This window comes from Pseudomonas sp. LH1G9, assembly GCF_002949975.1.
Lineage (GTDB): Bacteria > Pseudomonadota > Gammaproteobacteria > Pseudomonadales > Pseudomonadaceae > Aquipseudomonas > Aquipseudomonas veronii.
The window spans coordinates 1,820,357-1,843,220 of the sequence record NZ_CP026880.1; the positions used below are offsets into that span (position 1 = coordinate 1,820,357).

The window sequence follows — 22,864 nt, forward strand, 5'->3', positions numbered from 1 at the left end:
AAAATGGCTCATGTATTTGCACGCCTCCGTCGCCGGCTACTGTCAGGATTGGCGGCGACCGTTTACGCAAGAAAACACGCAAAATCCGCAACTGCGCCGATCAGCCGGAGGTCGCCATGCGCGCGCTAGCCGTTCCATCGGGGGCTTCGCGATTGGTCAGCAAAACCTCGCGTCTGCGTAATCAAGCGGACTTCCTGCTGCCGTTTCCGGATTACCCAGGTAATGCGCGCAGTTTCGTACACCTGGATGCCCGACTGCTGCCTTACTGGCACACCTTGTTCGATGTGTGCCCCGGCTTGCTCAAACTCGATCCGCCCGATGGCCTGAATATCTTTCGTGGCTTCATGACCTGGGCCTATCGCAATCATCCGCCGTTGAACTGGACCTATTACCTGAGCATATGCCGCTGGCTACTGGGCTCAAAGTATCAGGCGCGGATCAACGAAGAGCACATCGAGTCGTTTATGTGCGCTGCGGCGGCACGCTGGATCAATAGCGATGACAGCCAGGCTCGGGGGCTGGTGTTGGCCTGGCAGGGCGCGCCGCAAATGGTGTTCGATTGGAAGCAGGCACCCCGTCCGGTGCCCGGGCTTGAAGCTGATCTGGAGGAGTTTCCGCCCGTGCCCTGGGACTTTGCCTGGTGCCCGTTGACCGGCAAGGGCGGTGTGGGATTTCGCCGCTGGCTGCCGATTCCTTGACGCACTGTTGACCCAGGAGGGCGCCAGTGGGCTGCGACAAAACACCACGCCTGATCAGCATTGATCACTCGCGCCGCCAGCACCGCGGATCGTGCCGATCAGCGCACGAGGTGTGGCCGATTGTCGCAGTTGTTGCCCTGAGACTGTGCTCATAAAGTGTGCAGGCTTTGAGCGGAGGCAGACACTTCCACGGTAGCTCGAAGCGCGGCATTTGAACCCGTTCATGTGCCGGTTGCCAGGCCCTCTTCCCAGAGGGCTTTTTTTTGGTTCTTCACGGATTGCCGGGAAAGACGCTCTTGATCTTCATGAAAAAGAATTCGCTGTCCCGGTAACCGTACGCCATTCGTTTGATGACCTTTATTCGATTGTTTATTCCTTCCAACTGACCGGTGTGCATTGGCCAGCGTACCCGGCTCACGATGCCCCGCCAGTAGCCTTTTAGTCGCTTTGCGAACTGGATCAGTGCGGGTATTTCGCTTTCTTGAGCATGACGCAGCCACTGCTTCCAGGCTGATCTCCAGTCCCAGGCATCGCTCGGCGCCCAGAGCATTTTGAGCTCGGCCTTCATCAAGTAGACCGTCATTAACGATTGGTTAGCGGCCAGCAGATCCTGTAAATGAACCTGCTGTTCCGGCTTTTTCAGGTTCTCCGGGTTACGCAATAGCAACCATCGCGCTTGCTTTATGATCTTTCGAGCGGGCTTGTCATGGCGCAATCGGTTCGCCTCGTCAACGCGAACACGATCAATCACTTCTCGGCCATATTTGGCGACCACATGGAAAAGGTCATAAATCACCCGTGCTTTTGGGCAGTGTTGGCGAACCTCCAGGTCATAAGCCGTGTTCATGTCCATCGCTACCGCTTCAATTCGGGCGCACCCTTCTGGCCCCAGCTCTTCGAAAAACGGTCTGACTGCCGCTCGGCTACGGCCTTCGCCGATCCAAAGCACTCGCCGAGTATCAGCGTCCAACACCACGCTGGCGTAGCGATGACCTTTGAATAACGCGAACTCGTCCATTATCAAGCGCCGTGGTTGGGCCTTGGGTAAGGCACTCAACGCCGCTTGCAGAGCGCGCCGCTCCAGCAACCGAACGGTGTCCCAGTGCAGCCCGAACATTTGCGCAACATGCAGTGTAGGAAGGCGTTCGCAGGCTTGAATAACGGCCTCTGCCAGCCGGCGCGTCATGCGGGCATAGCGATCCAGCCAACTGACGACCTCCATGCGCTTGCCACAATCACGGCAACTAACACGCCTGAGCTGCACGTTGAGGCGGACTGCACGACCGAGAATCGGCAAGTCACGCACGACTCGATCGCAGTACTCATGAGTTGTTGAACAGAGCTTTTGGCAGCCACCACAGGTGGGAAATCGCGTGGCCTGGGGGATCAGATCGATTTGAAGGGCATCGCCGTCAGGTTTGATCGCAACGACAGAAAAGCCCTCCCAAAAAGGAAGGAAAGTATTAATATTGCGCATAAGAACGCCGGTTTTTTAGATGTGTTTGCTCGCACGAACATCATCCATCAAATCGGCGTTCTTGTTTCTGTGTTTCCCGGGATTCCGTGAAGAACCTTTTTTTTGCCTGATGTCCCGGTCCTCACTCGCCCGCGTGCCGGTTTGGCGTTCATGAGCCAGGTTCATGGGGCTCGGCACTGCGGTTGTTGGCGTTGAGCGAGGAGGCCGGTGCGACAGCCCGCCACAGTCAGGAGGGCAGAGCGCCAAGGCGTGGTTCTTGATTGTGCAATGAGGCGCTGTCTGTGGTGGTTTGTCGCAGGTCAGGTGGCGCGCACGGGCATGCTAGATTCTGCGTCGACACGACATTTTCCCTTGGCAGGGTTTGGGTCGCGTTACTGAGCGCCGGGAATCGCAAGGTTCCTGGCGCTCCTTCAATGTGCGTTCGAGCCTCAACCAACGGTTGCGGGCTCTGCAGATTAACGGTTGAAGCACGGAATATGTCCTGTCCACGGGCATTGCTGACGACATAACAATTGCAGGGATTCTTGCATGCTTTCCAACAGGCACCCACCGCACGCTCGGCCCACCCTCGGCCTTCTGGTCTGCCTGTTCGCGTGCCTGTTTCAAGCCCTGGCCTGGGCCAGCATGCCCGTGCCAATCGCCGTTTCAACGGGCGAGCGGGTAGTCTTTTGCACTGCCAACGATTGGCGCCTTAACACTACCGGTTTCACCGGCAGCAACCCTCAAGTGTCCGCAAGCGTGGTCATTAATTCATGCCCAGCCAGTTGGGCAGGGCCAGGGATATCCAAGGTACATAGGTAATCAGTATCAGGAACAGCAGCAAGAGCATCAGCCAGGGCATGGCCGCCTTTATGGTGGCCGGCACCGACATCCCCGTCACGGCGGACGTCACGAACAAGTTCAGGCCGACCGGCGGCGTGATCAAGCCGATCTCCAGATTGACCACCATGATGATGCCAAGGTGAATCGGGTCGATACCCAGTTTCATGGCAATCGGAAAAAGGATCGGCGCCAGGATCAGGATAATGGCCGAGGGCTCCATAAAGGCGCCGGCCACCAACAAGACGATGTTCACTACCAGCAGGAAGGTCACTGGTGTCAGTCCTGCCTCGATCACCCAGGCTGTGATCTGCTGGGGTAATTGCTCGGTGGTCAATACGTGAGCAAAGAGCATGGCGTTGGCAATGATGAACATCAGCATGATGCTCAACTTGGCAGAGTCCAGCAGCACTTTGGGTGTCTCGCGAAACGTCAGATCCTTGTAGACGAACAAGGCGATGAACGCCGAATACACGGCGGCAACGGCAGCGGCTTCTGTCGGTGTGAACATCCCGCTGTAAATGCCACCCAGGATGATCAACATCAGCAGCAAGCCCCAGATGGCTTTGCGCGCGGCGCTCAGAAACTCACGCAGGGTTGCGCGCGGCATGGCCGGTAAGTTTTTCTTAACCGCGACGATGTAGATCGCCACCATCAGCGCTATACCCAGCAATAGGCCAGGTATGACGCCGGCCATGAACAGCTTGCCGACGGACGTCTCGGTGGCGGCGGCATAGACCACCATCACGATCGAGGGCGGTATCAGGATGCCCAGAGTGCCCGCGTTACAGACGATTCCCGCGCCGAATGCCTGCGGATACCCGGAGCGCACCATGCCGGCAATGGCGATCGAGCCTACTGCTGCAACCGTTGCAGGGCTGGAGCCGGACAGGGCTGCAAACAGCATGCAGGCCAATACGGCGGCGATGGCAAGCCCCCCACGAATATGGCCGACGCAGGCGTTGGCAAAATCGATCAGCCGGCGTGCGACGCCGCCGGTGGTCATGAAGGCGCCTGCAAGCAAGAAAAACGGAATCGCTAGCAGGGTGTAGTGCTCTGACGTTTCAAACAGCTTTATCGCCAGGGAACGTACCGAGTCGGGGCTGAAAAATACAATGGTCAGCGAACCCGCCAGGCCCAAGGAAATGGCGATGGGCACGCCAATGAACATCAAGGCGAACAGTGTCGCGAACAGGAAGGCAATGGTCATGACTTGTCGTCCTCGTGTTCGGTCAGTTTCATCACGTCCGCAGCCTCATCGGCCAGGCCAAGGCCGGTTTGGCGGTGCAGCAGGATACGCACGAAAATTTCAGCGAAACGGATGAACACCAATGCAAAACCCACAGGGACAATCAGCCCTATGTGCCACTGCATGATCCCGTAGTGCCCCAGATCCTCGGCGCCTATTCCTGCTGACATCAGGGTATGAATCCACTCGAAGCTGGCCACACTGAATAGCCCGGCATAGAGCAGGCAGCAGAGACAGGCCAACATCCCAATGAGCCGCTGGACGGGTTTACTGACCAGCTTCACCAGCGCATCAACGCCGATATGCCCGGCCGTGCGCACGCCGTAGGACAGGCCGAAGAAGATCAGCCAGCCAAACAGCGCCTTGGTCAGTGAGGTGCTCCAGGTCATGGCTTGAGCCATGCTCATGACGCGATCGCCGAGGGCGAACAATAAGTCGCTGGCGCCTTCCCAGTTGTCGGCAAGTTTGTAGAACAGCGTATAGAGGTTGTTGAGAATGACGTAGACGAACGTTACCAATGTCATGGCGGCCAAAAGGAAGACAATGAAGCCTTCCTCGAAGTGTTCCCAGATGCGCCGAAAGGCCTGCATGAATGGCATCTCCCGTATGGTAATGACTGGCAGGTGCTACCACGTCGGCAACACCTGCCTCCCGGTCATTGAGCCTTGTTGGCGGCTTCGGCTGCGGTGATCAGCTCAGGGCCGATATCTGCTTCGAATTTTTTCCAGACGGGTTTCATCGCGACGCGCCATTGTTCGCGCTGTTCAGGTGTCAGGGTGATGATTTCGGTGGTTTTGGCGGCGATGATGCTTTGCTTGGCATCCTGATTGAGCTGCTCGGCATCTTTGTTAACCTGCGCGGTCACCTGCACAATAATCTTGTCCAGTTCACTGCGAATGTCTGGCGGCAGGCCATTCCAGAACTTGGTGTTGGTGATCAGCATGTAATCGAGCACACCATGATTGGATTCGGTGATGTATTTCTGCACCTCATGCATTTTCTGGCTGTAGATGTTCGAGTAAGGGTTTTCTGCACCGTTGACCACACCGGTTTGCAAGCCCTGATACACCTCGGCAAAGCTCATCTTGCGCGGGTTGGCCCGCAAGGCCTTGAACTGCTCCTCAAGCACGGCAGAGGCTTGCACCCGAAATTTCAGGCCCCGGGCGTCACCAGGAACACGCAGCGGTTTGTTGGCAGACAACTGCTTCATCCCATTGTGCCAATAGGCCAGGCCGGTGATGTTTTTACTCTCCATGGACTTGAGCAGCCCTTGGCCCTGTGGGCTCATCTGGAAGCGGTCAACCGCAGCAATGTCATCAAACAGAAAGGGCAGATCGTACAGCTGGACGGTCTTTGTGTACTGTTCGAACTTGGCCAGTGACGGCGCAATTAACTGCACATCCCCCAGCAAAAGGGCTTCCATCTCTTTGCCATCACCAAACAACGATGAGTTGGAATAGACCTCGACCTTGACCTTGCCGGGCAGGCGTTCCTCTACCAGTTTCTTGAACAGCAGTGCGCCTTGCCCCTTTGGCGTGTGGTCGGCGACGACGTGTGAGAACTTGATGATGATTGGATCAGCTGCCATGACTGCACTCATGCTCCCTAGAGCAAACGTGCAGGCAAGTGCCTTGCAGAAGGATTTGAACATTTCGGGGAATTCCTTTTGTTTTTTTAGTTTTGTACAGTCGATGTTCTGACGTGTATTCGTTATGCGGTCAAGCAGTCAGTCTAGGCAAAAATTTACAACTAGATGTTCGGGCATCACTGCAAAGATCCACTAATAAGTAGTTTCCGAACCTTCTGCTCCTGCACGACACCTACGGAGCTCGATCGGGAGGCTTTCCCACCAGCTCCCGGTATGCAATGGCCCCCTGACAACGGCGCTGTAGTACTACTCAAGGGGCTACTCTATAGCCTGTCAGGCCGCTAACTCGGGGCTGTGCAATTGTGGAGCAGAGCAGACGTTTAGGCGCTGCGCGGCCATTGAATTCACGGGCCTCACACCGTGTTCAGATCGCGCCGAAAAAGAAGGTTACTGAATATGTCGGAGCTACCAGGGCCTCAACAAAATCACGTACTCGCCGAGCTCCCGGGCGAAGTTCGGCATCGTCTGCGCCCCCAACTCGGGGGGCATCTCCAGACTCAATCAGCCGGCAGCTGTGCCATTGGTTGTTGCTGTCGCTCGCCCGACGGCCCTGAACAGGCCTGGCTACCACGCTGCTCCGGCACACGCTCATTACCATTTTTAATCAGCGCGACAAGAACGTGTTGTGTGTATTGCGCCATTGGCCAGCGAGCGTCGGCAGTGGCCAAGGCGGTGGCCAACCTGCGTGAGAGAGGGACGCCGGCCGTCTTGCCGCGATGCAGCGCGCAGACCGCAACATCGGTGAACTGTTGCAACACCTTGAGGCCACCTATCACTGTTTGCGCCAAGCCGACATCGACGAGGAACTCTTTGACGTGATTTCAGGTTTTGACGCCCTGTCGCCGAACGCCGATGCCGGTCCCCAAGGCTGAGCAGGGCACCACGCTTGAAGCACAGGCCATCGCAAAAAAACTGTAAACCAAGGTCAAGGGGCTGTTCCACCTGAAGGCCTCGGAAGAGGATGTGATTTAAGAAAGGTACCGCCGCTTTCCATGGATCTGAACAACCTATGAAAGCGCCCCCCGCGTCAATGTGGACGCAATGTCTGCAGGTTTGAAAAAAAGTGCTGGGGCAACCCGCCTTAACCGCGCAGTCTTTGGAATAGGCTAAGGTTGGCGAAACGACTGATCGTCCATAGAAAATTTACGCAAAATTTACGGGCTCAAAAATGTTAGCAGTCCGATACTGCGCGGCGCTAATTTGGCAGGTTTTTTCTTATGTCCCTCGCGGCAATACGGCTCATCGGCTTTGTCTTAGGTCTTTTTCTTATTACGCTGGCTATAAGCATGGCCATCCCCATGATCACGCTGGTGGTCTATGAGCGCAGCGACGACCTGTCCGCCTTTCTTTGGTCCAGTTTGATTACGTTCATCTGCGGTCTGTTGCTGATCATGCGAGGGCGCCCAGAGACGGCTCAACTTCGTCCAAGGGATATGTACCTGCTGACCACCGGCAGTTGGGTGGTGGTGTGTACCTTCGCAGCGTTGCCAATGGTGTTTATCCATCACATCAGTTACACCGATGCTTTTTTTGAAACGATGTCTGGCATCACAACCACGGGCTCAACGGTGTTGAGTGGTTTGGACACCGCCTCTCCTGGGCTGTTGATCTGGCGATCAATGCTTCACTGGCTGGGAGGGATCGGCTTTATCGGCATGGCCGTGGCGATTCTTCCGCTACTGCGAGTAGGGGGCATGCGTCTTTTCCAGACTGAGTCTTCAGACTGGTCGGAAAAAGTGACGCCGCGCTCCCATGTAGCAGCCAAATACATCCTTTTTCTTTATCTGGGACTCACTGGCGCCGGAACGCTCGCGCTCTGGATTGCCGGGATGACGCCGTTTGAAGCCGTCAACCACGCCATGTCGTTGATCTCTACCGGCGGCTTCTCGACGTCGGACGCTTCTCTAGGGCATTGGACACAGCCTGCCATTCACTGGGTTGCAGTCGTCATCATGATTCTGGGTAGCCTGCCTTTTACGTTGTATGTCGCGACATTGCGCGGCCATCGGCGTGCGCTGCTGAAGGATCACCAGGTTCGCGGATTTATTGGGTTCTTGGTCTTCACGTGGCTGGTGGTAGGTACTTGGCTGTGTTTTCACAGCGATTACGGATGGTGGGAAGCATTTCGTATCGTGGCAATAAATGTGACTTCGGTTGTCACCACCACTGGCGTCGCCGTGGGCGATTACACCTTGTGGGGCAGTTTCGCCGTTTTGCTCTTTTTCTATTTGACCTTCGTCGGTGGGTGTTCAGGTTCCACGGCGGGTGGTCTTAAAATCTTCCGTTTTCAAGTGGCGGCCGCGCTATTGGTGAGCAGTTTGAAGCAACTGATCCATCCTCGCGCCGTGATTCAGAAAAAGTACAACGGCCACCCTATTGACGAAGAGATCTTGCGTTCGCTTTTGACTTTCTCATTTTTCTTCTCCATCACGATTGCCGCGATTGCCTTGGGCCTGAGTCTCATTGGGCTGGATTGGACAACTGCGTTGAGCGGTGCGGCTACGGCAGTGTGTAACGTCGGGCCTGGGCTTGGCACGATCATTGGGCCGGCCGGTAACTTCTCATCATTACCGGATGCCGCAAAATGGCTCTTGACCGTAGGAATGCTGCTTGGAAGGCTGGAAATCCTGACGGTGTTAGTGCTCGTCACGCCGGTATTTTGGAGATATTGATTATTCACTGTTCACAGGGCTCGAGCCGAGGTAGACGGTCAATACCCAGGGCCGTCGCGACGTGAAGCACCCATTGCGTCTCCCGCCTGGCCCTTGCCGTTAATCAGCATTTGCTGTGCGGTATCGACAAGTGCCCGCGCGCCTGTACAGGCGGCCCAAGTGCTATTCGATGATTTCATTGAGCGTGCAGTACCAGCGTGTCCACCAATAGCCTTGCTCTGCGTCCACAAGGACGACCAATGGCCGCCCCCCAGTTTATGTTCGGCGTCGAACAGGCTAACGGGTTGACTGAGATGAGGGGGAATAGTGATGACTTATCCGGCCTTGCACGTCCACATTTGAATAAAAGGCTGGCGAGCGGTTGGCGCGCCAATCCAGTGACTCAGGGCGTGACACTGGCCATCAACGCACAGCTGGTAATCGCCAGCCTCCGGTGTGCGCCCCAGGCGCAAGGGTTGCAAAGGCGGCAATTGGCGCCGGTAATGCCAACTGCCATTTTCCAGCCACGCCCCGTCGGGAACTTCCATTCCTGCACCGTTACCGCGTACACGAGCCTCTTCCAGCACCAGCCCTTGCTCGGTCACGCGGTAGTCTTCCTCCCAGCGGATCTTTTCAATGGTGTGATCCCATGCCAGCGTGAAGTGTGAAACCGACAACTGGGCCCACAGCACGCCGGTCAAGCCCAGGCATACGCCGATCATGGATTGGCTAGCGCGGCCCGGCGGGACCGCCAGACGTGCTGGACTATCACACAGAGTCCCAGCGCGAAGCCCAGTTCATCGGTCAGCGGTAACGCCACCACGAGGAGTGCCCCGGCAGCGACGCTCAGCAAACGCTCCCATAGAGGCATCTTGCGCTGCCAAAAGCCAGTGGATGCGATGCCCCATAACCCGACCGCGAATAGGGTCTTGAGCAGCATGTAGACGGACATCCACACACTGTCACCTTGCAGCATCAACGCTGGGTTGTAGACCGCCATGAACGGTATGACAAAGCCCGCCAGCGCTATTCGCACCGCCCATAGGCTGATCTTGAACCCGGTCTCTTTAGCGATCGGTGCCGCTGCAAAGCAGGCGAGGGCGACAGGGGGAGTCAGGTCGGCGAGGATGCCGAAGTAAAACACGAACATGTGCGACACAATCAGCGGTACGCCCAATTCGAGGAGGGCAGGGGCTGCGATCGAACTGGTGATGATGTAGTTGGGAATGGTCGGAATCCCCATGCCCAGCACCAGGCACGTGATCATTGTGAGTATCAGTGACAGCAGCAGGTTGTCTCGGCCAATGCCCAAGATATAACCCGCAAACGTAGAGGCGACGCCGGTCAGTGAAACCACACCAATAATGATGCCCACCAGCGCGCACGCGATCCCCACCGGTACAGCATGACGAGCGCCTTCGACCAACGCGTGCAGGCAGATGGTCAGCGTTTCGTGCCCTCCTTTGATGACCCCACAGACCCCCACCAGCACTGCAATGACGGCAAAGATCACGCCGATACCCAGTTGGAAAAAGCCGGTACAGAGGATGCCGAGCGCAATCCAGAAGGCGCAGCGCAAGCCGAAGCTTTGCACTTTCAGGATGATCGCCGAGCCAAGAATCACGATGGCCGTGAGTGCAAGTCCGACCATTCCGGAAAACAGCGGCGTGCGCCCGGAAAACAGCAAGTAGACCAATACCAGCAGCGGAATGAGCAGGTACCACTTCTCCCTCACGGCGCCCAATGCACTGGGGCATTGATCCTTGGGCAGGCCCTTGAGGTTGGATCGCTTGGCTTCCAGATGGACCATCCAGAAGACCGAACCGAAGTAGAGGATGGCGGGAATCAACGCGGCCTTGGCAATCTCCACGAATGGTACGTTGATGGTTTCAGCCATGATGAAGGCGACTGCGCCCATCACCGGCGGCATCAGTTGACTGCCCATGCTGGCGGTTGCTTCCACGCCTCCGGCAAACGCGGCCCGATAACCAAAGCGCTTCATCAGTGGAATAGTGAATTGCCCCGTAGTCACCACGTTGGCGATGCCCGAACCGGTGATGGTGCCCATCAGTGCCGACGACGCAACGGCAACCTTGGCAGGCCCTCCCTGTTTGTGGCCGAACAGGCCCATGGCAAAGTCGGTGAACAGTTTGATCATGCCGGCCTGTTCGAGGAACGCTCCGAACAGGATAAACAGGAAGATGTAGGTCGCTGAAACATAGGTTGGCGTGCCGTACAGCCCTTCGGTGCCAAAAGACAGTTGGTTGATGATTTGGTCGAAACCATAACCTCGATGGGCCAGATCGCCCGGCAAATACTCGCCAAACAGACCATAAGCCAGGAACAGGCCGCAAATGACCGGCAGGGCAATGCCCATCACTCGTCGAGCGGCTTCGAACACGAGCACCACCAGTAGAATGCCGATCACCATGTCCGCCGTTGTCAGATCCCCGGAACGCTGGATCAGGTCAGCCTCATACCTCCATTGATACAGGGCGGTGGCAATGGCGGCGAGGCTGAGTATCCAGGCCAAGGGTTGCCAAGGGCGTTTGTTGCCATAGGCCGGATAGCTGAGGTAGACCACCCACAGCAGGAAACCGACGTGTATCGCACGCAATACCTGGCTCGAAAAGGGCGAAAACGCTGCCGTGACGATCTGAAAAATCGAAAATAACAACGCTACGTAAAACAGCGTTTTTGGCCAGTCTCGCGGGTTCGCAGAGATGTCGTGATGATCTTCACTCATTAGTTACCTGCCTCACTGCATGGAAAAAGGGCGGGCTGTTGGCGCGGCGATACTGTGCCGCTGCGCCTTGCGTCGCTAGAGCGCGCCTTTTTCGGTGTAGTAGCGTTCGGCGCCCGGATGAAGCGCAATCGGCAGGTTCCTGGTGGCGTTTTCCAGTGTGATGTCCTTGGCGGCCGAATGAGCGTTACCCAGGCGCGGCAAGTTTTCGAACAGCAGTTTTGTCATCTGGTACGCCAACTCATCGGGTACATCCGAGCGGGTCACCAGAATGTTGACGATAGCAACCGTTGGCACCGCTTCAGGCTGGCCGTCATACGTATTGGCCGGAATCATCGCGCTGTGATAGGCCGGGTTGTCGATTTTTGCCACGACTTCCGGGGGGATGGCGACATAGTTCAGCGGCATCACCGATGACAAGTCGCGAATGGCCGCCATGCCCAGTCCTGACGACTGTAACGTCGCATCCAATTGCCGGTTCTTGATTAACTCGACAGACTCGGCAAAGGGCAGGTATTGCACCTTGCCCATGTCTGCATAGGTCAGGCCTGCCGCCTTTAAAATCGCTCGCGCGTTCAACTCGGTGCCCGATTTCGGTGCGCCGACCGAGAGGGTTTTGCCTTTAAGGTCCGCGAGCGTCTTGATTCCCGACTCTTTGCTGGCGACGATTTGGATGTAGTTGGGATACGCTCCGGCAATCGCGCGCAATTTGGTCAGCGGTGCGTTGAAGCCAGCTTCCTCGACGCCGTTCTTTGCATCCGCCACAGAGTCGCCCAGCGCCAGTGCCAACTCGCCTCGACCGGACTGCAGCAGGTTCAGGTTCTCCACGGACGCTTTAGTGGCCTGCACCGAGGTCTTCACGTCGGGTATGCCTTCACTGTAGATCTGCGACAGGCCAACCCCAATCGGGTAATACACCCCGCTGGTGCCTCCGGTCAGTATGTTGATGAACACAGGTGCCGCCTGGGCCGTGCAGGTGAGTGCCAGGGTTGTGGCGGCGGCCAGCAAGGTGAAGCGGTTCTTTACGCGCATGGGAATCTCTCCGTTTTGTTTGTTTTTATTCAGAGCGATTCAACTGTAGTTGATTGATCAGCACAGTGGCGAGCGGACAGTCCTACCCTGCATCAGATTGCCAAGGTAACTGCACGTGGAGTGGGTCGCAGGAGAAGATGATGGTTATAATCCTTTAGTCTCTGCTGGCTGGACCTGACCGTTTAACCCGGTAGTCTTGTTTTGTGGGGTTTATTAACCTCGACAACGGGAATCCGCTCGGGTGATCAAACCGATATTACTCATACGTCGTCGCTTTGCCTCGATCCGATGGCGTACTCGTGTGACGCTCTGGGCTGCTGCTACCTTCGCCGGGTTACTGGTTGTGCTATTCGCCCGGCTGGCCGACCTTGCGCTGATGCAGTTCGTTCAACAAACCGCCGGCCGGCCTTGGCTGCCGTTTATCTACACGCCTTTGATCGGCATGTTTGTCGTATGGATGACCACCCGTTTTTTGTCGGGGCACAAGGCAGTGGCATTCCTCAGGTCATTGCGGCTACGCGGTTGGCCCACCAAGGTAAGCCCGTGGATAAGTTGGTGTCCTTGCGCCTTGCTGTTGCCAAGATAGGGCTAGGTACCCTGGCGTTGACCGGTGGTTTTTCAGCAGGGCGTGAAGGCCCGTCAGTTCAAGTCGCCGCCTCGATCATGCATTTCTTCCACCGTTATCTGCCTAACGCTCGAATCATCCGCCCCGAAGATCTTATTCTGGCCGGTGGTGCAGCGGGTATTGCCGCCGCGTTCAACACGCCTTTGGCCGGCGTGGCTTTTGCGGTGGAGGAGTTGGGGCGCAAGTTGGAAACCCGTACCAGCGGGGTTTTGCTCAGTACGATCATCTTGTCGGGGATAGTCGCAATTGCTTTGCAGGGCAACTACAACTACTTCGGGCATTTCGACGTGCAAGAGGTCAATCTCGATATCATTGTCCCGGTGCTGGCGATTGGTATTGGCTGCGGCCTTATGGGAGGGTTATTCAGTCGGATGCTCCTGTGGCCGCAGAGGTATCGCCGATTTTTCGTATGGGAATGGCGCCGCATGCACCCTGTCTGGTTCGCAGGTGGCTGCGGGATGATCGTGGCTATTCTCGGTTGGCTCAGTGGCGGGATGTCCTTTGGCAGCGGTTACGGGATCACATCCCAGATCATCGTGTCCGATATCGGTCTGCCCTGGCACGCGCCGATCACGCGTTTTCTCGCGACGGTAGTGACTTATTTTTCCGGTATCCCGGGCGGCATTTTTGCCCCGTCTCTGGCGGTAGGGGCTGCGGTAGGAGCCAACGTCGCTGAGTTCTTCGCTCTGGCGGCACAGCCCATCATTGCCTTGTGCATGGTTGGCTTTCTGGCGGCTGTCACGCAATCGCCGATCACGTCCGCGATCATCGTGATGGAGATGATCGACAGCCATGGCATGGTGATCAGTCTGATGGCCGTTGCGCTGATTGCCAAAGCAGTCAGTGCCAGGATGGGGCCTGAGCTCTATCAACAGTTGGCGCGTGGCTTTTTGCAGTCGGAGGGCAGTGACGCCGCCACGCAAAAAGCCAAACCATAGGCTGGGTCAGCGCAGCAGTGGTCGCGCCACCGCGCTGAGCGTGTGCCGGTCTTCTTCCAGCACAAGCGCATTGTTCGCGTGCTTGAGCAGCAGGCCCGCGTGCCTGGCACAGGCGCTGCTGAACATCGCCGGGTTTATCTGTGCGAGGCACACAAGTGCCTTCATCATGCGCAGGTCGACTTCCACCAAACCCGCGCCATCCCTGGCAATCGGTGCGAAGAAGTCATCGAACAGGTCATCTACTGTCAATGCGCGCAGGTAAACCTGCTGGCAATCGGTGTCGATTTTCGCGGCGGGTGCTTTGGGTTTACCCCAGCATGTCAGGCTTCTGATGCCGCGCCCAATGACGTCAATGGCAGTGCCGGGGTCATTGACGGCCGGCGACAAGGCGCGGGAGGCAATCTCTGACAGCACCGACAAGCCGAACCGGGGGTCGTGTTCAAACGTGCGACGTACACCGATAGTCAGGGTAGAGATGATTTTTTCGCTACTCGACTGCTGTTCGCCCTCGCGCGGCTTGCTCAGACTGACGATTCGGGCGAGCGGCATGCCGACATGCACGAAGCTACCTGGCAGGACCTCCAAAAAAATGCGTGTCTCGTCTGCTTTGGCGATGGCGCCTAACGCCTGAACGTCGATGTGCTGGACATACCCTGTGTGGAGACTTGTGATGATCAGCGCAGAGTTCGGGACCATCGAGTCGCAAGGGTAGGCGGCTGCACCCAAATGCGGCCATTGGAGTCGATTGGTTATGGCGTCAATGGTCGCCTGCTCGACACGGTCAATGGTTTCTCCCACCCGGCCAAGCTTGGACAAATGATCGATCCAGCGCAAAAGGGTGTAGACAATCAGAATCACCACGGCGAGGGTCACCGCAAATAGCAAAACCCTTCCTTGTGTACCGTAAGCGCCGGTGCTCAGCGCAATAATTCCAACCAGGCTGAACAGGAACGAGCCGATAAAGGTGGCCAGGGCATTTTGTGTCGTGGTGTCTTCCATCACCAGCGTGGTGGCGCGAGGCGTCACGCCGCTGCTAGCCGCACCGTAGGCAGTCACCATCGTGCTTAACGAAAAGGTGGTCACGGCGAGCATGCTTGAGGCAATGATGCCCAAGATCTTGTCGACGGCGTCGGCGCCTATACGGGCGGGCAATGATTCGGGAATGTAGTCCTTGAAGACAACGGCGAGTAACGCGGTTGCAATGCCGAGCAAGGAAAACAGGCTTGCCCTGAACCACAGCCGTTTGGTCAGTTGATGTAACACCCAGCGCCAGCGTGCGAGCATTTTTTATACCTTGTGTGAGTAATACGCAGGGCCCTGGCCCCAGGGTTCAGGGAAACAAAGGCGGTGAGCTGATTATCCCTAAAGGAGTCTTTTGTATGGCCGAAGGTTCATTCAGCGTCTCTGCTTGCGGCACATGGGATCACTCGCTTGACCCATTTACCGATGGACATGCCCTGGATCAGGACAGAAAAAACCACCACCAGATACGTCAGGGAAACCACCACATCGCGGGCCGCCCCAGATGAGCACGCTCCAAGCACCTTCTGGTAGGCGCAAGCGTTGACCCAATACCGCGATTGGAACCCCTACAGTCAGCAATCGCGATAACAACGTCAGCAATATGCCCATCAGGAGGTCATTAATCGTAGGTAGCACGTTTTTATTCGGGTTCCACGAAGTGCCGCGCACTCTTTCGGGACGCAAAAAAGGCGCCCGAAGGCGCCAAGGGGTTCACCCTGACCGAGGGAGCCGGGTGAAGCCGTTCACAGCAATGGTCGCGGTGGTAAGGCGCGACGGGAACGGAAGCGGGGCGCGCCGAGTGAAGGTGCGCAGGGGTTCATTTGGGGTAACACACGACGGCCTAGGCCGTCGCGGGCGTGCGTTGCGGCTGCCAGGTTTCGCTGGTGGTCTGGTCCATGGCTTCCTGGATCGCCCGCTTGCGGTTGGCTTCGGCCTTGCGGCTGAAATACCAGACCATGAACGTCATCAGCGACACCGCCATCAGGATCAGGCTGGCCACGGCGTTGATCTCCGGCTTGACCCCCAGGCGCACGGCAGAGAACACCTCCATCGGCAGGGTGGTGGAGCCGGGCCCGGAGACGAAACTGGCGAGCACCAAGTCATCCAGGGACAAGGCGAACGACATCATGCCGCCCGCTGCCAACGACGGCGCGATCATCGGGATGGTGATCAGGAAAAACACCTTGAGTGGCCGCGCGCCGAGGTCCATGGCGGCTTCTTCGATGGACAGGTCCAGCTCGCGCAGGCGTGCCGAGACGACCACCGCGACATACGCGGCGCAGAACGTGGTGTGGGCGATCCAGATCGTCACCAGGCCGCGTTCCATGGGCCAGCCGATCATCTGCGCCATCGCCACGAACAGCAGCAGCAGCGACAGCCCGGTGATCACTTCCGGCATCACCAGGGGCGCGGTCACCAGGCCACCGAACAGGGTCCGGCCCTTGAAGCGGGTGACCCGGGTCAGCACGAACGCGGCCAGGGTGCCCAGGGCCACGGCGGCCACAGCGGTGTAGCAGGCAATCTCCAGGGAGCGGGCCACCGAACCCATCAGTTGGGTGTTGTCCAACAGCCCCAGGTACCACTTGAGCGACCAGCCGCCCCAGACCGTCACCAGCTTGGAGGCGTTGAACGAATAGATCACCAGAATCAGCATCGGCAGGTAGATGAACAACAAGCCGAGCACCAGCATCAGGGTCGAAAAACTGAAACGCTTCATGCCCGTGCCTCCATTTCTTTGGCCTGGCTGCGGTTGAACAGCACGATGGGAATAATCAGGATCGCCAGCATCACCACCGCCAGGGCGGACGCCACCGGCCAGTCGCGGTTGTTGAAGAACTCCTGCCACAGCACGCGGCCGATCATCAGGGTCTCCGGGCCGCCCAGCAGTTCCGGGATCACGAACTCGCCGACCACCGGAATGAACACCAGCATGCAGCCGGCGACGATGCCGTTCTTGGCCAGCGGCACGGTGATTTTCCAGAAGTTGTTGAAGTTGCTCGAACCCAGGTCCGAGGCGGCTTCCAGCAGGCTCTGGTCGTGCTTGACCAGGTTGGCGTAGAGCGGCAGCACCATGAACGGCAGGTAGGCGTAGACCACGCCGATGTAGACCGCCGTGTTGGTGTTGAGGATTTCAATCGGGCTCGATATAAGGCCGCACCCCATCAGGAACGCATTGAGCAGGCCGTTATTGCTGAGGATGCCCATCCAGGCATAGACGCGGATCAGGATCGCGGTCCAGGTCGGCATCATGATCAGCAGCAGTAATACGTTTTGCATTTCCTTGCGGGTCTTGGAAATCCCATAGGCCATGGGAAAACCGATCAGCAGGCACATCAGCGTGCTGAGCAGGGCGATCTTCAGCGAGCCCAGGTAGGCCGAGATGTACAACTCGTCGGCGCCCAGCAGGCTGTAGTTACCCAGGTTCAGCAGCACTTGGAGTTTCTGGTCGACGAAGCCGTAGATCTGCGAATACGGCGGAATCGAGACGGTCGCTTCGGAGAAGCTGATCTTCATCACCAGGAAAAACGGCAGCATGAAAAACAGGAACAGCCAGAGGAAGGGAATGCCGATCACCAGCTTGCGACCGCTGGGCAGCACACGGATCAACGCTTGATGGAAAGTGCTCATGGTCGATGTACTCATGCCCGCAGTACCACGCCGCTGTCGTCTTCCCACCACACGTACACGGTGTCGCCCCAGGACGGTCGGGAGCCACGGCGTTCGGCGTTGGCCATGAACGACTGGACGATCTTGCCGCTGGGCAGCTCGACGTAAAACACCGAGTGCCCGCCGAGGTAGGCGATGTCGTGGACCTTGCCGCTGGACCAGTTGTGCGCGCAGGTCGGCATTTGGGCGGTGACCAGCAGCTTTTCCGGGCGGATGGCGTAGGTCACCGACTTGTCTTCCACCGAAGTGGCGATGCCGTAGCCGACGTAGATGTTGCGGTCCAGGTCCGCGCACTTGAGCACCGCGTGGCCTTCGGCGTCGTCGACCACCTGGGTGTCGAAGATGTTGACGTTGCCGACGAATTCGCAGACCAGGCGGCTCACCGGCGCTTCGTAAATGTCCACCGGGCTGCCGATCTGGGCGATCCAGCCCAAGTGCATGATGGCGATGCGCTGGGCCATGGTCATGGCTTCTTCCTGGTCGTGGGTCACCATCACGCAGGTCACGCCGACGCGTTCGATGATCTCCACCAGTTCCAGTTGCATCTGCGAGCGCAGCTTTTTATCCAGGGCGCCCATGGGTTCGTCGAGCAACAGCAGTTTCGGGCGTTTGGCCAGGGAGCGGGCGAGGGCCACGCGCTGGCGCTGGCCGCCGGAGAGCTGGTGGGGTTTGCGCCGGGCGTATTGGGTCATGTGGACCAGCTTGAGCATTTCCTCGACCCGCGCCTCGATCTCGCCGGCTGGCAGGCGGTCCTGCTTGAGGCCGAAGGCGATGTTCTGGGCCACGGTCATGTGCGGGAACAGGGCATAGGACTGGAACATCATGTTGATCGGCCGCTCATAGGGCGGCATCTCGGTGATGTCCACGCCATCCAGCAGGATGCGGCCTTCGGTGGGCCGTTCGAAACCGGCGAGCATGCGCAGCAGGGTGGATTTGCCCGAACCCGAACCGCCGAGCAGGGCGAAGATCTCGCCCTGGTGGATCTCCAGGGACACATCGTCCACGGCCACGGTTTCGTCGAACTTCTTGGTCACGCGGTCGATCTTCACCAGCACCTTTTGCGGTTGCTGATGACCTTCCAGTGCCTTGCGATAAATGCTGGAGGCGTTTGCCATGTGAAACTCCCAACAGGTCGTCGGGCCAATACGGCCTGACGTAATAAGGTTGATTGCAAACCTGCACCCTCAGTGCAATGCAGGTTTATTCGGCACCGCCGTCCTGGCTGCCTGGCCTTGCTTGTTGTTGTTCGGGTATTGCCGTTCACGCCGCACGGCAGGCGCACACAGGTGCGCGCGCCGCGTGGGCAGGGCGTGTCAATCGGTAAAGCGAGTGCTGGCGGCCCGGCGCGGGCCGCCTGGTGTCAAAGGCGCTGACGCTGCGCGGCACGTTGCCGGCAGGCATCGCCAAAGGCCTGGAAAATACTCAGGTAGGCCGGGTTCGACAGGACCTGCCATTCCGGGTGCCACTGCACGCCAAAGGCAAACGCCTGGCTGTGCTTCACGGAAACGGCTTCGATCAGGCCATCCGGGGCCAGGGCCTCGACCCGCAGGCCGTCACCCAGGCGGTCGATGCCCTGACTGTGGATCGAGTTGACCTGGATCTCGCCGGCCAGGCCCATGGCCTCGAACACGCCGCCGGGCTGGATCGCCACCGGGTGCGCCGGGGCGTACTGGACGTCGAGGCGCGGGTCGTCGGCTTCGCGGTGGTCCATAAAGCCCGGCAGTTCATGCACCTTCTGGTGCAGGCTGCCGCCAAAGGCCACGTTCATTTCCTGGAAGCCGCGGCAGATGCCGAGGACTGGCACTCCGGCTGCCACCGCAGCCCGCAACAGGGGCAGGGTGGTGGCGTCGCGTTGCGGGTCATGGGCGGTGCCCGGCGCGCTGGGAGCGCCTTGATAGTGGAAGGGTTCGACATTGGACGGCGAGCCGGTGAACAGCAGGCCGTCGACGTAGTGCAGCAGGTCCTTGATCTCGCAGAGGTCCGCCAGGGCAGGAATGATCACGGGCAGCCCGAGGGCCGCGACGCTGACAGCACGCAAATACTTGTCGCCGCTGACATGGTAGGGGTGTAAGCCAATCTCTTTGACGCACGCTGTAACACCGATCAATGGCTTGAGTGCCATTTTTATCACCTCGAAATTCACGCTGGAACGAGTTTTTCCAGAGCTTATCTCTGTTGATTTTAATTAACAACTTCAATGTAAAAAATTCTAAACGCTCGTGAGTATGTTTGTGTTGATTGGTTGGGTTGGCGCCCAGTTTTGGTGCTATAGCTACCAATATAATTAACGTGTGGTGCCTGTTCTCGCTATTGACTTCACTTTGGCTTTCGGATTGACTGCTGCTACGAAACAGCTTTGAACATAATAATTAACACATAGGTGCATCATGTCGGTCCCACTGCGTACCGTTCAGCTCAACGAAGCCAACGCCTTTCTGAAAAAACACCCGGAGGTCCTGTACGTCGATCTGCTGATTGCAGACATGAATGGCGTGGTGCGCGGCAAGCGTATCGAACGCACCGCCTTGCATAAGGTGTATGAAAAAGGCATCAACCTCCCCGCGTCGTTGTTTGCCCTGGACATCAATGGCTCCACCGTGGAAAGCACCGGCCTGGGCCTGGATATCGGCGACTCCGACCGCATCTGCTACCCGATCCCCGACACCCTGAGCATCGAGCCCTGGCAGAAGCGTCCCACCGCGCAGCTGTTGATGACCATGCATGAACTCGAGGGCCAGCCGTTCTTCGCCGACCCACGGGAAGTGCTGCGCCAGGTGGTGAGCAAGTTCGACGAATTGGGCCTGACCATTTGCGCCGCGTTCGAGCTGGAGTTCTACCTGATCGACCAGGACAACGTGAACGGCCGTCCGCAAGCGCCGCGCTCGCCAATCTCCGGCAAGCGCCCGCATTCGACCCAGGTCTACCTGATCGATGACCTCGACGAATACGTCGATTGCCTGCAGGACATCCTCGAAGGCGCGAAAGAGCAGGGCATCCCTGCCGACGCCATCGTCAAGGAAAGCGCCCCGGCGCAGTTCGAGGTCAATCTGCACCACGTCAGCGACCCGATCAAAGCCTGCGACTACGCGGTACTGCTCAAGCGCCTGGTGAAAAACATCGCCTACGACCACGAGATGGACACCACCTTTATGGCCAAGCCCTACCCGGGCCAGGCCGGTAATGGCTTGCATGTACACATCTCGATCCTCGACAAACAGGGCAACAACATCTTCGCCAGCGAAGACCCCGAGACCAACGACGCCCTGCGTCACGCCATCGGCGGCGTGCTGGAAACCCTGCCGGCGCAGATGGCGTTTCTCTGCCCGAACGTCAACTCCTACCGCCGCTTCGGTGCGCAGTTCTATGTGCCGAACTCGCCGAGCTGGGGTATCGACAACCGCACCGTGGCCGTGCGCGTGCCGACCGGCGCGGCGGATGCCGTGCGTATCGAACATCGGGTGGCCGGCGCCGACGCCAACCCTTATCTGCTGATGGCCTCGGTACTGGCCGGTATCCACCACGGCTTGACCAACAAGATCGAGCCGGGGGCGCCGGTCGAAGGCAACTCCTACGAGCAGAACGAGCAGAGCCTGCCCAACAACCTGCGCGACGCCCTGCGCGAGCTGGACGACAGCGAGGTCATGGCCCGGTACATCGACCCGCTGTACATCGACGTGTTTGTCGCGTGTAAGGAAAGCGAACTGGCCGAGTTCGAAAACTCGATCTCCGACCTTGAGTACAACTGGTACCTGCACACGGTCTGACGGCCCTCCCACTTTTTGCGTTGAGCACACCCTATGACCAAGCATCGCAACGACTGGGAGCAGTACTTCCAGTCCCTGAACCTTGAAGGCCGGGCCTTTATCGACGGCGAATACCGTTGGGCCGCCAGCGGCGAAACCTTTGACAGCATCAGCCCGGTGGACGGGCGTTTTCTGGCCGCGGTCGCCAGCACCGATGAGGCCGACGCCGACGCCGCGGTGATCGCTGCACGCCGGGCGTTCGAATCCGGGATCTGGCGCTTGCAGGCCCCGGCGGCGCGCAAGCGCGTGCTGATCCGTTTCGCCGATCTGATCCTCGAACACCAGGAAGAACTGGCGCTCCTGGAAACCCTCGACATGGGCAAGCCGATCGGCGACTCCATGGCCATCGACGTACCGGCCACCGCCAACGCGATCCGCTGGAGTGCCGAGGCCATCGACAAGCTCTACGACGAAGTGGCGCCCACGCCCCACGACCAGTTGGGCCTGATCACCCGCGAACCCTGCGGCGTGGTCGCGGCCATCGTGCCGTGGAACTTCCCGATGATCATGGCCAGTTGGAAGTTCGCGCCGGCCCTGGCGGCGGGTAACTCGTTCATCCTCAAACCTTCGGAAAAGTCGCCGCTGACCGCCATTCGCCTGGCCCAACTGGCGCTTGAGGCCGGCATTCCCCCAGGCGTGTTCAACGTGCTGCCGGGCTACGGTCACACCGTCGGCAAGGCGCTGGCCTTGCATAGGGATGTGGATGTGCTGGCCTTTACCGGCTCCACCGCGGTGGCCAAGCAACTGCTGGTGTATTCCGGCCAGAGCAATATGAAACGGGTGTGGCTGGAAGCCGGTGGCAAGAGCCCCAATGTGGTGTTCGCCGATGCCCCGGACTTGCGTGCTGCCGCCGCCGCTGCGGCTGCAGCGATTGCCTTCAACCAGGGCGAAGTCTGCGTGGCCGGTTCGCGCCTGCTGGTGCAACGGTCGATCCGCGAGCCCTTCATTGCGCTGCTGGTGGAGGCGTTCCAGGCCTGGAAGCCGGGGCATCCACTGGACCCGGCGACCAAGGTCGGTGCAGTGGTCGATCAGCGGCAACTGGACAACGTGTTGCGCTACATCGAGATCGGCAAAGAGCAGGGCGCCCAACTCTTGGTTGGCGGCCAGCGCGCCCTGCAAGACACCGGTGGCCAGTACGTGGAGCCGACGGTTTTCGACGGCGTGACCAATGCCATGACCATCGCCCGCGAAGAAATCTTCGGCCCGGTGTTGTCGCTGATCAGCTTCGACACCGAAGAAGAAGCGCTGTCGATCGCCAACGACAGCATCTTCGGCCTGGCCGCCGCACTGTGGACCGCCGACCTCAGCCGCGCCCACCGCTTTGCCCGGGGCCTGCGTGCCGGCAGCGTGTGGGTCAACCAGTACGACGGCGGCGACATGACCGCGCCGTTCGGCGGCTTTAAACAGTCGGGCAATGGCCGCGACAAGTCGCTGCACGCCTTTGACAAGTACACCGAGCTCAAAGCCACCTGGATCAAGCTCTAAGCCCAA

17 protein-coding genes and 1 pseudogene are annotated in these 22,864 nt (G+C 58.6%); 6 read left to right on the top strand and 12 right to left on the bottom strand.

Features of this window, described 5'->3' with window-relative positions; translation table 11 throughout:
* Positions 1–116: 116 nt before the first annotated feature.
* Positions 117–698 carry a putative natural product biosynthesis protein gene (locus C5F70_RS08665; protein ID WP_026139850.1) on the top strand — a complete coding sequence of 194 codons (582 nt, stop codon included), beginning with the start codon at positions 117–119 and terminating at the stop codon, positions 696–698.
* A 271-nt stretch (positions 699–969) separates the two neighbouring features.
* On the opposite strand, the gene C5F70_RS08670 is transcribed toward C5F70_RS08665, so the two are convergent.
* The 4 genes from C5F70_RS08670 to C5F70_RS08685 all read right to left on the bottom strand — a co-directional run bounded on the left by C5F70_RS08670 (position 970) and on the right by C5F70_RS08685 (position 5,894).
* Positions 970–2,175 (bottom strand): ISL3 family transposase, encoded by a 1,206-nt coding sequence (locus tag C5F70_RS08670; protein ID WP_026139890.1) that lies wholly within the window; start codon positions 2,173–2,175, stop codon positions 970–972.
* A 745-nt stretch (positions 2,176–2,920) separates the two neighbouring features.
* Positions 2,921–4,204 (bottom strand): C4-dicarboxylate TRAP transporter large permease protein DctM, encoded by a 1,284-nt coding sequence (dctM, locus tag C5F70_RS08675; protein ID WP_017845567.1) that lies wholly within the window; start codon positions 4,202–4,204, stop codon positions 2,921–2,923.
* Positions 4,201–4,833 (bottom strand): TRAP transporter small permease, encoded by a 633-nt coding sequence (locus C5F70_RS08680; protein ID WP_046486948.1) that lies wholly within the window; start codon positions 4,831–4,833, stop codon positions 4,201–4,203. Before C5F70_RS08680 ends, dctM begins: the two co-directional genes overlap by 4 nt.
* Positions 4,834–4,898: 65 nt before the next feature.
* On the bottom strand, positions 4,899–5,894 hold the full coding sequence (locus tag C5F70_RS08685; protein ID WP_026139851.1) for a TRAP transporter substrate-binding protein: 996 nt from the start codon (positions 5,892–5,894) through the stop codon (positions 4,899–4,901).
* A 713-nt stretch (positions 5,895–6,607) separates the two neighbouring features.
* Here C5F70_RS08685 and C5F70_RS08690 point away from each other — a divergent pair.
* Positions 6,608–6,763, top strand: a complete 156-nt coding sequence (locus tag C5F70_RS08690) for a F0F1 ATP synthase subunit gamma (protein ID WP_256588376.1) — start codon at positions 6,608–6,610, stop codon at positions 6,761–6,763.
* Positions 6,764–7,108: 345 nt separating this feature from the next.
* On the top strand, positions 7,109–8,563 hold the full coding sequence (locus C5F70_RS08695; protein WP_017845571.1) for a TrkH family potassium uptake protein: 1,455 nt from the start codon (positions 7,109–7,111) through the stop codon (positions 8,561–8,563).
* A gap of 314 nt (positions 8,564–8,877) precedes the next feature.
* On the opposite strand, the gene C5F70_RS08700 is transcribed toward C5F70_RS08695, so the two are convergent.
* The 3 genes from C5F70_RS08700 to C5F70_RS08710 form a co-directional block, all read right to left on the bottom strand.
* Positions 8,878–9,264, bottom strand: coding sequence for a DUF1850 domain-containing protein (locus tag C5F70_RS08700; protein WP_017845572.1), 387 nt, complete (start codon positions 9,262–9,264; stop codon positions 8,878–8,880).
* Complete coding sequence (locus C5F70_RS08705; RefSeq protein WP_046486953.1) at positions 9,261–11,288, bottom strand: TRAP transporter permease; 2,028 nt, start codon at positions 11,286–11,288, stop codon at positions 9,261–9,263. Before C5F70_RS08705 ends, C5F70_RS08700 begins: the two co-directional genes overlap by 4 nt.
* A 75-nt stretch (positions 11,289–11,363) precedes the next feature.
* Positions 11,364–12,317, bottom strand: a complete 954-nt coding sequence (locus C5F70_RS08710; RefSeq protein ID WP_102617500.1) for a TAXI family TRAP transporter solute-binding subunit — start codon at positions 12,315–12,317, stop codon at positions 11,364–11,366.
* 241 nt (positions 12,318–12,558) lie between these two features.
* Here C5F70_RS08710 and C5F70_RS08715 point away from each other — a divergent pair.
* Positions 12,559–13,880 (top strand): annotated as a pseudogene (locus tag C5F70_RS08715) (chloride channel protein).
* Positions 13,881–13,886: 6 nt separating this feature from the next.
* On the opposite strand, the gene C5F70_RS08720 reads toward C5F70_RS08715, so the two are convergent.
* From C5F70_RS08720 to C5F70_RS08745, 5 genes are all read right to left on the bottom strand, one after another.
* A complete protein-coding gene (locus C5F70_RS08720; protein WP_104903114.1) occupies positions 13,887–15,164 on the bottom strand; it encodes a DUF2254 domain-containing protein in 1,278 nt (425 codons plus the stop codon).
* Between the two features lie 580 nt (positions 15,165–15,744).
* Positions 15,745–16,620, bottom strand: coding sequence for an ABC transporter permease subunit (locus C5F70_RS08730; RefSeq protein WP_017845577.1), 876 nt, complete (start codon positions 16,618–16,620; stop codon positions 15,745–15,747).
* The gene (locus C5F70_RS08735) at positions 16,617–17,498 is read right to left on the bottom strand and encodes an ABC transporter permease subunit (RefSeq protein WP_162231507.1); all 882 of its coding nucleotides are present in this window, start codon (positions 17,496–17,498) and stop codon (positions 16,617–16,619) included. The genes C5F70_RS08730 and C5F70_RS08735 overlap by 4 nt, the downstream gene beginning before the upstream one ends.
* A gap of 44 nt (positions 17,499–17,542) precedes the next feature.
* Positions 17,543–18,685, bottom strand: coding sequence for an ABC transporter ATP-binding protein (locus C5F70_RS08740; RefSeq protein ID WP_104903115.1), 1,143 nt, complete (start codon positions 18,683–18,685; stop codon positions 17,543–17,545).
* Between the two features lie 245 nt (positions 18,686–18,930).
* Positions 18,931–19,692, bottom strand: coding sequence for a gamma-glutamyl-gamma-aminobutyrate hydrolase family protein (locus C5F70_RS08745; RefSeq protein WP_104903116.1), 762 nt, complete (start codon positions 19,690–19,692; stop codon positions 18,931–18,933).
* Between the two features lie 265 nt (positions 19,693–19,957).
* On the opposite strand from C5F70_RS08745, the gene C5F70_RS08750 reads away from it, so the two are divergent.
* A complete protein-coding gene (locus C5F70_RS08750) occupies positions 19,958–21,334 on the top strand; it encodes a glutamine synthetase family protein (RefSeq protein WP_017845581.1) in 1,377 nt (458 codons plus the stop codon).
* Positions 21,335–21,367: 33 nt separating this feature from the next.
* Complete coding sequence (locus C5F70_RS08755; RefSeq protein WP_104903117.1) at positions 21,368–22,858, top strand: aldehyde dehydrogenase; 1,491 nt, start codon at positions 21,368–21,370, stop codon at positions 22,856–22,858.
* Positions 22,859–22,864: the final 6 nt, after the last annotated feature.